This window comes from Sphingomonas trueperi (genome assembly GCF_011927635.1).
In the GTDB taxonomy this organism is placed as follows: Bacteria; Pseudomonadota; Alphaproteobacteria; order Sphingomonadales; family Sphingomonadaceae; genus Sphingomonas; species Sphingomonas trueperi.
Map to the genome: position 1 here is coordinate 310089 of NZ_JAATJB010000004.1, position 13384 is coordinate 323472.

General features: G+C 66.1%; 18 protein-coding genes. 7 read left to right on the forward strand and 11 right to left on the reverse strand.

Features of this window, described 5'->3' with window-relative positions; translation table 11 throughout:
- The first annotated feature begins 45 nt into the window (after window positions 1-45).
- Window positions 46-990, forward strand: coding sequence for an NAD(P)H-dependent flavin oxidoreductase (locus GGR89_RS09265; RefSeq protein WP_125974262.1), 945 nt, complete (start codon window positions 46-48; stop codon window positions 988-990).
- A 4-nt stretch (window positions 991-994) separates the two neighbouring features.
- On the opposite strand, the gene GGR89_RS09270 is transcribed toward GGR89_RS09265, so the two are convergent.
- The gene (locus GGR89_RS09270; protein WP_125974261.1) at window positions 995-1456 is read right to left on the reverse strand and encodes a DUF1465 family protein; all 462 of its coding nucleotides are present in this window, start codon (window positions 1454-1456) and stop codon (window positions 995-997) included.
- A 72-nt stretch (window positions 1457-1528) separates the two neighbouring features.
- Complete coding sequence (locus tag GGR89_RS09275; protein WP_125974260.1) at window positions 1529-1726, reverse strand: YdcH family protein; 198 nt, start codon at window positions 1724-1726, stop codon at window positions 1529-1531.
- 161 nt (window positions 1727-1887) lie between these two features.
- Here GGR89_RS09275 and GGR89_RS09280 point away from each other — a divergent pair, with 161 nt between their 5' ends.
- Complete coding sequence (locus GGR89_RS09280) at window positions 1888-2040, forward strand: YdcH family protein (RefSeq protein ID WP_125974258.1); 153 nt, start codon at window positions 1888-1890, stop codon at window positions 2038-2040.
- Between the two features lie 153 nt (window positions 2041-2193).
- Here the strand turns inward: GGR89_RS09280 and GGR89_RS09285 are convergent, their stop codons facing one another.
- From GGR89_RS09285 to GGR89_RS09295, 3 genes are all read right to left on the reverse strand, one after another.
- A complete protein-coding gene (locus tag GGR89_RS09285) occupies window positions 2194-2568 on the reverse strand; it encodes a PilZ domain-containing protein (RefSeq protein ID WP_125974256.1) in 375 nt (124 codons plus the stop codon).
- Window positions 2569-2682: 114 nt separating this feature from the next.
- A complete protein-coding gene (dksA, locus tag GGR89_RS09290) occupies window positions 2683-3150 on the reverse strand; it encodes an RNA polymerase-binding protein DksA (protein ID WP_125974254.1) in 468 nt (155 codons plus the stop codon).
- A gap of 301 nt (window positions 3151-3451) precedes the next feature.
- Window positions 3452-3907: a host attachment family protein gene (locus tag GGR89_RS09295; protein WP_125974252.1), complete on the reverse strand. Its 456-nt coding sequence runs from the start codon at window positions 3905-3907 to the stop codon at window positions 3452-3454.
- A gap of 95 nt (window positions 3908-4002) precedes the next feature.
- On the opposite strand from GGR89_RS09295, the gene serS reads away from it, so the two are divergent.
- Genes serS through GGR89_RS09315 form a run of 4 tightly spaced genes read left to right on the forward strand, consistent with a single transcriptional unit; the run spans window position 4003 to window position 6592 of the window.
- The gene (gene serS, locus GGR89_RS09300) at window positions 4003-5283 is read left to right on the forward strand and encodes a serine--tRNA ligase (protein WP_125974250.1); all 1281 of its coding nucleotides are present in this window, start codon (window positions 4003-4005) and stop codon (window positions 5281-5283) included.
- Window positions 5283-6050 carry a 5'/3'-nucleotidase SurE gene (gene surE, locus GGR89_RS09305; RefSeq protein WP_125974248.1) on the forward strand — a complete coding sequence of 256 codons (768 nt, stop codon included), beginning with the start codon at window positions 5283-5285 and terminating at the stop codon, window positions 6048-6050. The genes serS and surE overlap by 1 nt, the downstream gene beginning before the upstream one ends.
- A 12-nt stretch (window positions 6051-6062) precedes the next feature.
- Window positions 6063-6407 (forward strand): DMT family protein, encoded by a 345-nt coding sequence (locus tag GGR89_RS09310; protein ID WP_125974320.1) that lies wholly within the window; start codon window positions 6063-6065, stop codon window positions 6405-6407.
- Window positions 6408-6451: 44 nt separating this feature from the next.
- Window positions 6452-6592, forward strand: a complete 141-nt coding sequence (locus tag GGR89_RS09315; RefSeq protein ID WP_164521717.1) for a hypothetical protein — start codon at window positions 6452-6454, stop codon at window positions 6590-6592.
- A 39-nt stretch (window positions 6593-6631) separates the two neighbouring features.
- On the opposite strand, the gene GGR89_RS09320 is transcribed toward GGR89_RS09315, so the two are convergent.
- From GGR89_RS09320 to GGR89_RS09330, 3 genes are read right to left on the reverse strand one after another with little or no spacing between them, the layout of a single operon-like run.
- Window positions 6632-8458, reverse strand: a complete 1827-nt coding sequence (locus GGR89_RS09320; protein ID WP_125974246.1) for a M2 family metallopeptidase — start codon at window positions 8456-8458, stop codon at window positions 6632-6634.
- Between the two features lie 59 nt (window positions 8459-8517).
- Window positions 8518-9279 carry an alpha/beta fold hydrolase gene (locus tag GGR89_RS09325; RefSeq protein WP_125974244.1) on the reverse strand — a complete coding sequence of 254 codons (762 nt, stop codon included), beginning with the start codon at window positions 9277-9279 and terminating at the stop codon, window positions 8518-8520.
- A complete protein-coding gene (locus GGR89_RS09330; RefSeq protein WP_125974242.1) occupies window positions 9260-9703 on the reverse strand; it encodes a GFA family protein in 444 nt (147 codons plus the stop codon). Before GGR89_RS09330 ends, GGR89_RS09325 begins: the two co-directional genes overlap by 20 nt.
- Before the next feature lie 163 nt (window positions 9704-9866).
- Here GGR89_RS09330 and GGR89_RS09335 point away from each other — a divergent pair, with 163 nt between their 5' ends.
- Window positions 9867-11717: a methyl-accepting chemotaxis protein gene (locus tag GGR89_RS09335; RefSeq protein ID WP_241213265.1), complete on the forward strand. Its 1851-nt coding sequence runs from the start codon at window positions 9867-9869 to the stop codon at window positions 11715-11717.
- 107 nt (window positions 11718-11824) lie between these two features.
- Here the strand turns inward: GGR89_RS09335 and GGR89_RS09340 are convergent, their stop codons facing one another.
- The 3 genes from GGR89_RS09340 to GGR89_RS09350 all read right to left on the reverse strand — a co-directional run bounded on the left by GGR89_RS09340 (window position 11825) and on the right by GGR89_RS09350 (window position 13382).
- Window positions 11825-12181 (reverse strand): tetratricopeptide repeat protein, encoded by a 357-nt coding sequence (locus GGR89_RS09340; RefSeq protein WP_125974238.1) that lies wholly within the window; start codon window positions 12179-12181, stop codon window positions 11825-11827.
- 269 nt (window positions 12182-12450) lie between these two features.
- Window positions 12451-12876, reverse strand: coding sequence for an ExbD/TolR family protein (locus GGR89_RS09345; RefSeq protein WP_125974236.1), 426 nt, complete (start codon window positions 12874-12876; stop codon window positions 12451-12453).
- Between the two features lie 26 nt (window positions 12877-12902).
- The gene (locus GGR89_RS09350; RefSeq protein ID WP_125974234.1) at window positions 12903-13382 is read right to left on the reverse strand and encodes an ExbD/TolR family protein; all 480 of its coding nucleotides are present in this window, start codon (window positions 13380-13382) and stop codon (window positions 12903-12905) included.
- Window positions 13383-13384: the final 2 nt, after the last annotated feature.

The following is a 13384-nucleotide window of genomic DNA, read 5'->3' on the forward strand; positions in this document are numbered from 1 at the left end:
CGACACCCGCCTAGACAGGCTTCGTAGCTGCGGTATCACTCGGGCATGGCGCTACCGGCTCTCTTCGATCGTCTGCGGCTTCCCGTCATCGGCTCGCCGCTGTTCATCATCTCCTGCCCCGAACTGGTCATCGCCCAGTGCAAGGCGGGGATCGTCGGCTCCTTCCCCGCGCTCAACGCGCGGCCGCAGAGCCAGCTCGACGAGTGGCTGCACCAGATCACCGAGGAACTCGCGGCCTGGGACCGCGACCATCCGGACACGCCCGCCGCGCCCTTCGCGGTCAACCAGATCGTCCACCGCTCCAACCCGCGGCTGGAGGAGGATGTCGCGAGCTGCGCCAAGTGGAAGGTGCCGATCGTCATCACCTCGCTGGGCGCCCGCCCCGAGCTCAACGACGCGGTGCACGGCTGGGGCGGCATCACGCTGCACGACGTTATCGACGATCGCTTCGCCCACAAGGCCGTCGAAAAAGGCGCCGACGGCCTGATCCTGGTCGCAGCAGGCGCCGGCGGCCATGCCGGGCGGCTGAGCCCGTTCGCGCTGGTCCAGGAGGTGCGCGAATGGTTCGACGGACCCGTCGCCCTTTCGGGCTCGATCGCCACGGGCGGCGCGGTGCTGGCGGCGCAGGCGATGGGCGCCGACCTCGCCTATATCGGCTCGCCCTTCATCGCGACCGAGGAGGCCAACGCCGTCCAGGCCTATAAGCAGGCGATCGTCGACGGCCGCGCCGAGGACATCGTCTATTCGAACCTGTTCACCGGCGTGCACGGCAATTACCTGCGCGCCTCGATCGTCAATGCCGGGCTCGATCCGGAGAATCTGCCCGAGAGCGATCCGAGCGCGATGAACTTCGGCGGCGCCAAGGCGTGGAAGGATATCTGGGGCTCGGGCCAGGGCATCGGCGCGGTGCATGCGATCGAACCGGCAGGGGCGCGGATCGACCGCCTTGGTGCGGAATATGCCGCCGCGCGGGCACGGCTGGCGCTCTAGGCGTTCAGAAGGCCCCGGCGAGCCGATCGAGCATCCGCCGCGCCGGGCTCGACACTGCGATCGGCGACGCGTCGAAGGCGGAGTCCAGCCGGGCAACGCGGCGATACAGGTCCATGCTCGCCCGCACGATGATCACCGCCTGGAGCGGCATGTCCTCGAGCAGCGCGGCGTCGGTTTCGGGTGCGGGGCCTAGCCGGCGACCGGGGGCGCGGGCATCGGCCAGCTGCAATTCTCCGGCATCCACCGCACGCTGGGTGAGCAGCCAGGCGATGACGTGCATCAGCCGCGTCGTCACCTTGAGCGACTCGCACGAGAACGCCACCCGGCTCAGCGCCGCCAGCGCATCGCGCTCGTCGCGGCCGAGCTGGTCGAAATAGCCGCGCGCCTCATCCGCCAGCACCATCGCCTCGACATAGAGCGAGTCGACCAATCGTCGGTGCAGGGTAAGGGCGTCGGAGCGCTTCATCCCCTCTAGCTGCCACAGGATCGCGACGCGCGGAAAGCGCCAATTTTGCCGCGTCGCAGCAAAACGGAACAATCACGCAATGATGTCCGGGATCAGCTGGTCCTCGAGCAGCGAAATCTCGTCGCGGAGCTTGAGCTTGCGCTTCTTGAGGCGCGCGATCTGCAGCTGGTCGCCGGTACCGCTATCCGCCAGCGCGGCGATCGCGGCATCCAGGTCGCGATGCTCGGCACGCAGGGGCTCCAACCGGCGCCGGATCTCGCTTTCGTCCATTCTATGCCCCCAGTGCGCCCGACTCGCCGGATCGTTGCCCGGCATGCGAACCATCGCGGCTTTTCCGCGGTCTGTCGATCAGTGTTGATTCTGCACGCGACAAGCGGCGCAAAACATGATGTAGTTCGCTCCCCTCAGAGTTATCGAAGGAGGAATGCTTCATGCACGCCGGGCATCTTTCGGCACTTACCGCCAAACATTCGCAGCTGGACCAGCGAATCGCCAGCGAAACGCAGCGCCCCCTCCCCGATCACATACTGTTAGCGCAATTGAAGAAAGAGAAGCTGCGGGTCAAGGAAGAGATGCAGCGATAACCGTCCCGTTCACGGACTATTTACCGAAACCTTGGACTCGCGCGGCAGAAACTTGCCGCGCGAGCCGGGGACATACGCTCCATCAGCAATGGCTGCATGTCGGAAGCTGCATGTCGGAAAGCGCGAGATTCGGCGGAATGGGTTCGGCGCAGCTTAGCGGCGCGTGAAGATCGGCTTTACATAGGCCGGCGTCTGGGTGCCCCCGCCCACCGGCTTGCGCGCCAGCTTCGGATCGATCTCATTGTCGAACGCGACGCCCACGCGCCCTTCGGCCGCCCAGGCGATCTTGCCCTTCACCCAGCCGACGCCGCGAACTTCGATCTCCACCGGCGTGCGCAGGCCCACCGGACCGGTATATTCGGCCATCAGCCCGCCGGCCGAAAGATTACGCACCCGCACCGTACCGACATCCTCGCCATCGACGCGGAACTGCGCGGTCAGCAACAGGCTGTCGCGGGCACCGCTGCGCTTGCCCGCAAAGTCATCGGCCGAAAGCGTGGTGGCGGGGATGTAAGATTGCTGGTCCATGATTGGCTCTCGATGGCGGATTCGCACCCGCAGGGAGTAGACCAACAACTCTTAACGAAAGGATTAACCGAAATCCGCCCCGGTATTTTGCCGGAGCGGATTTGAACGTAGATTTCACTCGTCCCGGCTGATCTTCTCGTTGCGCTCGTGCCGCTCCTGGGCTTCGACCGTCATCGTCGCCGTGGGACGGGCTTCGAGCCGGCCGAGCGGGATCGGTTCGCCGGTCACTTCGCAATAGCCATATTCGCCTTCCTCGATGCGGCGCAGCGCCGCGTCGATCTTGGCGATCAGCTTGCGCTGGCGATCGCGGGTGCGCAGTTCGATCGACCAGTCGGTTTCGCTGGAGGCGCGATCGGTGAGGTCCGCCTCGCGCAGCGGCTCGGACTGGAGCTGGTTCAGCGTGCCAGCCGCCTCGCGATAGATCGCGTCCTTCCAGCCATTCAGCTTGTTGCGGAAATATTCCTGCTGCCGCGGATTCATGAAGGGTTCGTCGTCGCTCGGCCGATAGCCGTCGTCGCCATCATTCGCGGCCGGAGGAACGCTTTTATCGTGCTCGTCAAAACGGCCCAAAACAGTTGCCATTCCCACTCTCCACACCAGTCCCCGGTGGCGTGCCGCTCGAGAGACTGCATTGCCCGCAGGCGCTATACTTTCGCAAGCAGCCATTAACAAGCCAATGCCGCGAAAGCTTTTTGGCGGGAATTCCCTATAGTTCAGTAGAAATTAGCAATCCCTGAACCACTTGCACTTTTTTCCGTTTCGGACGGACACAGACGCCGTCCGGCAAGCAGCTTCCGTCCTGAAATCGAACACGGGGCGGGTCTTCGGCGCGATACTGGCGGGCGGTGGCGGACGCGACGCAGGCCCCGTCCGCCACGAGTCTTCAGGCGGACTGCAGCGCCTTTTCGATGTCCGGCACCGGATGATCGGTCAGGTCCTTGGCCAATTCGCCCTTCAGCCGATCGCTGACGCTGATATGATAATGCTTGCGCAGTTCGCCCAGCGTCTTGGGCGGCGCGACGATGATCAGCGACTCGAAGCTGTTGCGCAGCGCCTCTTCCTTGAGCATGCCCGCGACCTCGGCGGCGAAGCGATCTTCTTCCAATTGATGGAAATCGGTTTCGCCCATCGTGCCGCCGGACGATGCGAACTGCCCGCCGCCGCGCGTAGACGCCGCCGCGCCCGACGAATCGGTCTTCTGATCCGAGTCCTTAGGATTTGGGTGGAGTTCCTTCCGCACCACTTCGAGGTTGAGATATTCCGCATCGCCCTGGTTGCGCAGCATCAGCAGCTTGCGGCCGTCGGCGACCACCACCATCGCATCATGGGGAACCAGCATCGCGCTCTCCTTGTCGCTGTTCAGTTGGAGCGCAACCAACGGGCGGGCGGCGGCGGGGTTGCGTGGGGAACGGGCCCCGGCCATAGGTTCGCGCCATGCACGACATCCGCTTTCTCCGCGAACATCCCGAAGCCTTCGACCAGGGCCTGGCCAAGCGCGGCCTCGAGCCGCAGTCGGAGGCGTTGCTGGCGCTCGACGAACGCCGCCGCGCGCTGGTGACCGAGCTGCAGGCCGGCCAGGCGCGCCGCAACGAAGCCTCGAAGGCGATCGGCGCCGCCAAGGCGAAGAAGGACGAGGAAGCCGCCGCGGCGCTGATGGCGGAAGTGGCGGCGCTCAAGGAGCGGATGCCCGCGCTCGAGGCCGAGGAAAAGGCGGTGGGCGAGGAACTGGAAGGCCGGCTCGCCGCCCTGCCCAACCTTCCCTATCCGGACGTGGCGCTCGGTGCGGACGAGAATGACAATGTGTTCGTGCACGAGCGCGGTACCGTTCCCGCCTTCGCTTTCGCGCCGAAGGAACATGACGCGATCGGCCCGGCGCTGGGTCTCGACTTCGAGACCGGGGCGGCGATGTCCGGCGCGCGCTTCACCTTCGTGCGCGGCGCCGCTGCCCGGCTCCACCGCGCGCTCGGCCAGTTCATGCTCGACACGCTGACCGGCAGCTATGGCTATGAGGAATGCGTGCCGCCGCTGCTGGTGCGCGACGAGGCGCTGTTCGGCACCGGCCAACTGCCCAAGTTCGCCGAGGACCTGTTCCAGACCACCGACGGTCGCTGGCTGATCCCCACCGCCGAGGTGAGCCTGACCAACGCGGTGCGCGAGAAGATCCTGAGCGAGGAGGAACTGCCGCTCCGCCTGACTGCGCTCACCGCCTGCTTCCGTTCCGAGGCGGGGGCTGCGGGCCGCGACACGCGCGGCTTCATCCGCCAGCACCAGTTCGAGAAGGTCGAGATGGTGTCGATCACCACCCCCGACCAGTCCGAAGCGGAGCATGAGCGGATGACCGACGCCGCCGAGGACGTGCTGACCAAGCTCGGCCTCGCCTTCCGCCGGATGAAACTGTGCAGCGGCGACATGGGCTTCACCGCGGCGCGCACCTACGATCTCGAAGTGTGGCTGCCGGGCCAGGACCGCTATCGCGAGATCTCTTCCTGCTCGACCTGCGCCGACTTCCAGGCGCGGCGGATGCACGCGCGCTACCGCCCCGAGGGGGAGAAGGGCACGCGCTTCGTCCACACGCTCAACGGCTCGGGCCTGGCGGTGGGCCGCACGCTGGTTGCGGTTCTGGAGAATTATCAGCAGGAAAATGGCGCGGTGTCGGTGCCGGCGGTGCTCCAGCCCTATCTGGGCGGGCTGACGCTGCTCGAACCGCGCGGCTAATGCGGATCCTCCTCACCAACGACGACGGCTATCATGCCCGCGGCCTGGCCGTGCTGGAGCGGATCGCGCGGACGCTGTCCGACGACATCACCGTCGTCGCGCCCGCCGAGGAGCAGTCGGGCAAGGGCCGCTCGCTCACCCTCACCGAGCCGTTCCGCGTCCGCCGCCACGGCGAGGGTCGCTATGCGGTGAAGGGCACGCCCACGGATTGCGTTATGTTCGCGCTGGGCGAGGTGATGGCCGATGCCAAGCCCGACCTGATCCTCTCGGGGGTCAATCGCGGCGGCAATCTTGCCGAGGACGTCAGCTATTCGGGCACGGTCTCGGCGGCGATGGAAGGCGCGCTCGCGGGCATCCGCTCGATCGCGCTCAGCCAGCGATACGCGCGCAGCGGCATGGGCGATGCGGTACCGTTCGACACCGCCGAGACCTGGGGTGAGCGCGTGCTGCGGCCGCTGCTCGACGTCGCGATGGAGCCGCGCACGCTGGTCAACATCAACTTCCCGCCGATCGCGGCCGATGCGGTGCAGGGGATCAAGGTCGTGTCGCAGGGGTTTCGCGACTATGGCCGCGTCGCGCTCGACAAGCGGCTCGATCCGCGCGGCTTCCCCTATTACTGGCTGGCGATGGGGCGGATGCCGCACCAGGCGGCGCCCGATACCGATCTCGACGCGATCGAGGCCGGGTTCGTCACCGTCACCCCGCTGCACCTCGACCTCACCCACCGCGAGTCGATGGATCGGCTGCGCGGCGCCTATGCGGGCTGAGCAGCCATGCCGATGATGGATCGCCTGCTGCCGATCGGGCTGCTGTTCGTCTCGAACGTGTTCATGACCTTCGCCTGGTATGGGCATCTGAAGTTCAAGAACGCGCCGTTGCTGCTGGTCATTCTCACCAGCTGGGGCATCGCGCTGATCGAATATTGCTTCGCCGTGCCGGCCAACCGGCTGGGAAGCGCGGTCTATTCGGCGGCACAGCTCAAGGGCATGCAGGAGGTGATCACCCTCACCGTCTTCGCCGCCTTCTCGGTGCTGTATCTGGGGCAGCGGATCACGATGAACCATCTGATCGGCTTCGCACTGATCGCGGCAGGCGCCTTCTTCCTGTTCCGCACGCATCACTGAACCGGGCGGCGGCGGGCGCGTTTCCCTTGGACAAGGAGAGCGCCATGAACCCCGAACCGACCCGCGAGACGCCCGACACCCAGCCCGGCACCGCACACCAGCCCGACGGCACCGACAGCTCGGCCGAATGGAATGCCGAGATCGCCGACGAGAACATGATCCCGGATCAGGATCCGGAGGCGTAAAACGGGGCGGCACCCTTTCGGCGTGCCGCCCGCTTCCGATCACCATCCCTGCGGCTGGCCCTTGTTCTGCGCGTCGAGCCACGTCTTCAGCGGCGCGAAATATTCCATCATCGCCTTGCCCGAGATCTCGCGGCTGCCGGTGAAGGTCTGCAGCGCATCGGGCCAGGGCTTGGACGCGCCCATCTCGAGCATCTTGTTCAGCCGCGCGCCCACTTCCTTGTTGCCGTAGAAGCTGCAGCGATGCAGCGGGCCCTTCCAGCCCGACTGGTCGCACGCCGCTTTGTAGAACTGGAACTGGAGCAGCCGCGCAAGGAAGTAGCGCGTGTACGGCACGCTGCCGGCCACGTGATACTTGGCCCCCGCGTCGAACTTGGTCTCGTCGCGCGCCACCGGCGGCACGATGCCCTGGTACTGGAGGCGCAGCTTGTTCCAGCCCGCCTCATACTGGCTGGCGGGAATCGTGCCGTCGAAGATCTGCCAGCGATATTTGTCGACCAGCAGGCCGAACGGCAGGAACGCCACCTTGTCCATCGCCTGGCGGAGCAGCAGGCCGATATCCTTGTCGGCGCTCGGCACCTGGGCGCGATCGAGCAGGCCGATCTGCACCAGATATTCGGGCGTGATCGACAGCGCGACGAAATCGCCGATCGCCTCGTGGAAGCCGTCATTGGCACCGTTGCGGTATAGCGCCGGCTGCGCCTTGTAGGCGCGCTGGTAGTAATTGTGGCCGAGCTCGTGGTGGATCGTGACGAAATCGTCCGCATTCACCTTGATGCACATCTTGATGCGGATATCGTCCTTCTCGTCGATGTCCCAGGCCGAGGCGTGGCACAGCACTTCGCGATCGGCGGGCTTCAGGAACAGCGAGCGTTCCCAGAAGGTGCCCGGCAGCGCCGCGAAGCCGAGCGAGGAGTAGAAGCCCTCGCCGGTCTGAACCATCTTCTTCCAGTCGTAGTTCTTGGCCTTGAGCAGGTCGCCCACATCATAGCCGAGATCGCCGGCGCCCTTGGGCGCGACCACGTCATAGATATTGCCCCATTCCTGCGCCCACATGTTGCCGAGCAGGTCGGCGCGGATCGGGCCGGTCTTGGCCTGCACCGCGTCGCCATACTTCTCGTTGAGCTTGCGGCGGACATAAGTGTGGAGCGCGACGTAGAGCGGCTTCACTTCGTTCCACAGCTTGTCGGTCATCGCCGCGAACTCGGCGGGCGGCATGTCATAGCCCGAGCGCCACAGCGCGCCGGTGTCGGCGAAGCCCAGTTCCTTGGCGCCCTGATTCGCGATGCCGACCAGCTTGGTGTAATCGGGGCGCATCGGCGCGCCGACAGCGTCGTTCCAGCTGACCCACATCTCCTTGAGCTCGTTGGGATCGCGGCTGGTGCCCATTGCGGCTTCGATGTCGCTGCCGTTGATCGGCTTGCCGCCGCGCGTACCCTTGCCCTTGGCGTAGAAGGAGCCGAGCTTGGTCGAAATGTCGCTGAGCTGCTGGGCAGCGCCCGGGGTGGTCGGCGCGGGCAGCACCAGCGCGGCGCGGAGCATGGTCAGCTGGCGCTGCTGCTCCGGCGTGAGCCCCGGCGCCTTCTGCAGGCGCGCGGCATCCAGCGCGAAGCGGACCGCCATCTCGGTGCCCTTGGCGCCGTAATCGGCCGCCAGCGCGTCGGTATCGTCGGTGATGTAGGTCGCGTTGACCCAGGCGACCCGCGAGGCGGTCAGCGTGAACGCCGCCATTTCCTGCTGCGCGCGCGTCAGGAACGCGGCGGCGTCCGACGCGGTCGGCGCGGCGGCGGGCGTCGTGCTGGTCTGCGACTGGGCGGGTGCGGCGAGCATCGCGGCGAGCGCCGCGAGCGAAAGGCCGGTACGGATCATGATGCTAAGTCCCCGGGAATCAAGAAAGGCGCGACCCTGCCGCGCCTTGCCCACCCCCGTCAACCAGCGAGGAACTCGACCAGCGCATCGCCGAGCTCCGGCCGGGTGACCGCGCTCATGTGATTGCCCGGGATTTCGATGAACAGGCCGTACGGCAGCAGGTCCGCGACTTCCTTGGCCGAGCCATTGTCGTAATCGTCCGCGCCCGAGATGACGGCGGTCGGCTGGGTGATCGCCGCGATTTCGTCGCGCGGGGTGTCGACGAAGGTGTCGAGGATGCGCAGCAGCGCGACCGGATCGCCCTTGGTGGTCTTGAGGAAGGCCTCGGTCAGCCATTCGGAGCTGCCGCGCTGGAAGCTGCCGAGATTGGTGAGCACGCGGTGGAAATAGGCGCCGCGGCCCTTGGTCGCGACCAGCCCGTCCAGCCCCATGCCCGAGAGCACCACCTTGTCCGGCGTGGCGCCGTTGGCGAGCATCCGCACCACAGTGCGCGCCCCCAGCGAGTAGCCGCCCAGGTCATAGTCGGTGAGCCCGAGATGCGCGATCAGCGCGAAATTGTCGCGCATCAGCACGTCGGGCGGATAGGCGGCGGGATCGTGCGGCTTGGCGCTGTGCCCGTGCGCGCGCAGATCCGGCATGATCACCCGAAGGCCGCGCGCGGCGAGCTTTGCGGCATGGCCGTATTTGATCCAGTTGACCTCGGCAGTGGAGAAATAGCCGTGGATCAGCACCACGGGCCGCCCCTCCCCCATCTCGGTCCAGGCGATCTCCTGCCCATCGAAGCTGGCGAAGCGGTGCGTTTCAGTCGGGTAGTCGGCCAATTGCGTCCATCCATCGTTTGACGACGTTCGGGTTGTCCTCGGTGCGGTATCGGGGCAGCGCGGTCGTGTCGAGCCACTGTTCGTGCAGGCTCTCCACCGCGTAGTTGTGGCGGGGCTGGAAGCGGTCCGGCGCATCGAAGCTGCCGATCGTCAGGTCCAGGTTCTCGCCGTCGAGAAATTCGAAGGTCAGCGGGGTGCCGCATTCGCGGCAAAAGCCCCGCTCGGCGATCGGCGACGAGCGATAGCGATCGGGCTCCCGCTCCCAGGTCACGTTCGCCTTGGCCACGCCCTTGAAGGCGATCGAGACCCCGCCGGTCGCGCGCTGACACATCCGGCAATGGCAGAGATAGGCGTCGTCATTCTCGATCCGCACCCGGTAGCGGATGCGGCCGCACTGACACCCGCCGGTGGCGTCCTCCTCCATCCTTCCCTCCTTCGCCAAGATCTCGATGCGCAACGGAGAGGTCTCCGTAATTGCCCTTAGGCACCCCTGAAAACCGCCGCCAACTTCCTGCACTATAATGAATACGGAGATTACCGCATTGAGCGTGGATTACGCGTCGCGGGGCCATTTTGACGGGATCGACATGCTCAAGCGCTTTCACAACCTATCGCTAGCTTCCAAGACGACGATGCTCGCCGTCGGCGGCATGCTCCTGCTCGCCATCGCCACCTTCTTCGTCGCCGATCGCGCACTGATGCAGCAGGCCGCACAGACCGCCGCCGAGCGCCAGGAAGTGAACATGCGCGTCGCCTGGAGCGTGATCAAGGGCTATGGCGCGGACTTCCGCGTTGACGGCGACGACCTCTATGTCGGCACCCACAAGCTCAACGATTGGGACGCGCCGGTCGACGAAGTGAAGCGCCTCGTCGGCGGGACCGCCACGATCTTCCGCGGCGACATGCGCGTCTCGACCAACGTCATGAAGGAAGACGGCAGCCGCGCGGTTGGCACGCCGCTCGCGCGCAACGCCGCCTATGAAACGGTGCTCGGCAAGGGCCAGCCCTATCGCGGCACCGCCGACATCCTCGGCAAACGCTTCTTCACTGCCTATGATCCGATCAAGGACGCGTCGGGCAAGACGATCGGTATCCTGTTCGTCGGCATTCCCGAGAACGACGTGATGGGCGCGATCGGCGGCGCGCGCTGGACGCTGGCGCTGTCGGCGGCGCTGATTTCGCTGCTCGTCGCCGGCGCCGCCTGGTATGCCGGTCGCCGGATGTTCTCACCGCTGGTGCAGATGACCGATGCAATGCGTGCGCTTGCCGCCGGCAAGGTCGACATCGCCATCCCCGCCCATGCCGCCACCGACGAGATCGGCGCGATGGCCGAAGCGCTCCAGCATTTCCGCACCTCCGAGCTTGCCCGCCAGCAAGCCGAAAGCCGCGACCGGGAGGCCGAGGCAGCCCGCGAACATGCGATGGACGCGCTCGGCCAGGCCCTCGCCAAGGTTGCCGGCGGTGACCTGACCGCGGACATCGGCCACGACTTCCCGACGGATTATGCCAAGCTCGCCGATCATTTCCGCTCGGCGATCGGCAGCCTGCGCGAACTGATCGGCACGGTGCTCGAAGGCACCGCGTCGATCCGCACCGGCTCGAACGAAATCGCCAGCGCATCGGAGGATCTGGCGCGCCGCACCGAGGGCAACGCCGCCAGTCTCGAGCAGACTGCCGCGGCGATCGCCCAGATGAACCAGCGGATCGACGCGACCGCCACCGCAGCCGGCGTGACGGTGGAGCGCGCCGACCAGGCGATCGGCGTCGTCGGCTCGGGCCGCAGCACCGCCGACGAAGCGGTGCAGGCGATGACTCGCGTGTCGGACAGCGCCAAGGGCATCGACAGCGTCATCGAGGGCCTCGACAAGATCGCCTTCCAGACGCGCGTGCTGGCCATGAACGCCGCGGTCGAGGCCGGCCGGGCGGGTGAGGCAGGCCGCGGCTTCGCTGTCGTCGCCGACCTCGTTTCGGCGCTCGCGATGCGCGCCGAGGAAGAGGCCAAGCGCGCCCGCGATCAGCTCACCGTCACCCAATCCGAGGTCGTGATCGCCCGCGGCGCAGTCGAGCGCGTCGATAACGCCCTCGCGGCAATCGTCGACACGGTCGGCGAGGTTCACCAGCTGCTCGGCGGCATCGCCGCGGACAATCGCGCCCAGTCGAGCGCGATCCGCGAGATCAGCAGCGCGATCGGCGACATGGACCGTGCGACCCAGCAGAATGCCGCGATGGTCGAGGAAACCTCCGCCGCGGCGCGCCAGCTCACCGCGCAGGTCGCGCGGCTCGATGCCCATGCCGCCACCTTCCAGACCGGTGGCCCGCAGGCGCCGCTGCGCCGGCCGGTGCTGCCGTCACAGACGGCCGCAGCCAAGGCCCCGGGCACCATCCGCGCCGTCCCGGTCCAGGCCATCGCGGACGGCGACGACTGGGCCAGCTTCTAAGCTCGATCTGCTGCCCAAAAGGAAAAGCGCGCCGGCGGAGCCTGGCGCGCTTTCACCTTTTATAGCAGTACGAGAGCGGATCGGATCTCGACCCGCTCGCTGCCCGCTCAGCGCGATGCGATCGTCTGGCGCTGGCTGAGGTAGCGCAAACCGGTCTGAGCGATGGCATGGGACCCTGCGACGCGATCGGTCGTCACCGTCATCAGCACGTCGTCCTTCTGCAGCACGTCGCGGTACAGCGCGCGCGCTTCGTCGACCCTGCCGGTGGCATAATAGATGGCGGCGAGGTTCAGCTGCAGCTCGGGGCGCTGGTCGAAGCGCATCTGGTCCAGAAGCTTCTGCTCGGCGGTCGCATAGGAACCCGTCATGATTTCGCGGGCCGCGAGGTTCCTATCCTGTGCGAGCACCGGCGAGGCGAGGGCCAGGAGGGACACCGCGGCCGCTGCGACAAGTTTGATCGACATAACGCTCTCCTTTCAGTCGTGACACCAAGGTTGCATTTTTATGACACTTGGATGACTGATACGTGACACGTTCGCGACACGGTCGCAACCCCGCATTTGCGCTGAGGCGCGAGCGGCCATCGTTTGCCGGCATCGCGCCAGCAGGCGCGCCGCAATCCGGGAGATCGCTCCGCAGGCCAGCCCCTTCCCCGCCGCCACCGCTTGCCTGAGACACAAAAAAGGCGGCCCCGAAGGGCCGCCTTCCCAAAATACTCTGACCGCGCCGCGGATCAGAAATCGTTGCGGTACTGCTCGTTGCCGACGAAGCCGAGCTTCGTGACGTTCGCCCGCTTGATGATAGCCAGCACGCGATCGACCACGTCGTAGCGCGCGGCCGGATCCGGCTGGAAGTGCAGCTCGGGTTCCGGCGAACGCTGCAGCGATGCGTCCAAATACTGGCGCAGCATCACGTCGTTGATCGGCATGCTGTTCCAGAACACCTGGCCCTGCGCGTCGATATAGACCTTGTTCTTGTCCGGCTCGACGGGCTGCGACGCATTGTTGCTCGGCTGCGGCAGATCGACCTTCACCGCATGCGTCTGGACCGGAATGGTGATGATGAACATGATGAGGAGTACGAGCATGACGTCGATCAACGGCGTCGTGTTCATGTCCATCATCGGCTCGCCGTCATCACGGCCTGCGCTCATTGCCATTGTCGTAACTCCTTAAGCGAGGCCGTTCAGAGTCGGGCGTTGCCCGAACCGGGCTCCGGTTCCGAGATGAAGCCGACCTTCACGAAACCCGCCATCTGCATCGTGTAGATGGTGCCGCCGATGCAGCGATAGGGCGTGTTGATGTCACCGCGGATATGAACTTCGGGAAGTTCGAGACCTGCGGCGTTCGGGCCACCCTGACGGTCGATTTCGGCCTTCAGCTTGGCAACCGCCTTGTCGAGCAGCTCGGTGTGGTTGACCCGGGTCAGACCCCAGTAGATCTCACAACCGTCCGGACCGCCCTTGACCGAGAGCGAGACATTTTCCGGCTTCGTGGTCGTCGGTTCGAACTGCACCTTCGGCAACGCGAGGTCGATCGTCTGGACCACAACGGGAACGGCGATGAGGAAGATGATCAGAAGAACCAGCATCACGTCCACGAGGGGCGTGGTGTTGATGTCCGACATCGGTACGTCGTCGCCGCCGCTGCCTGTGCTAATCGCCATTG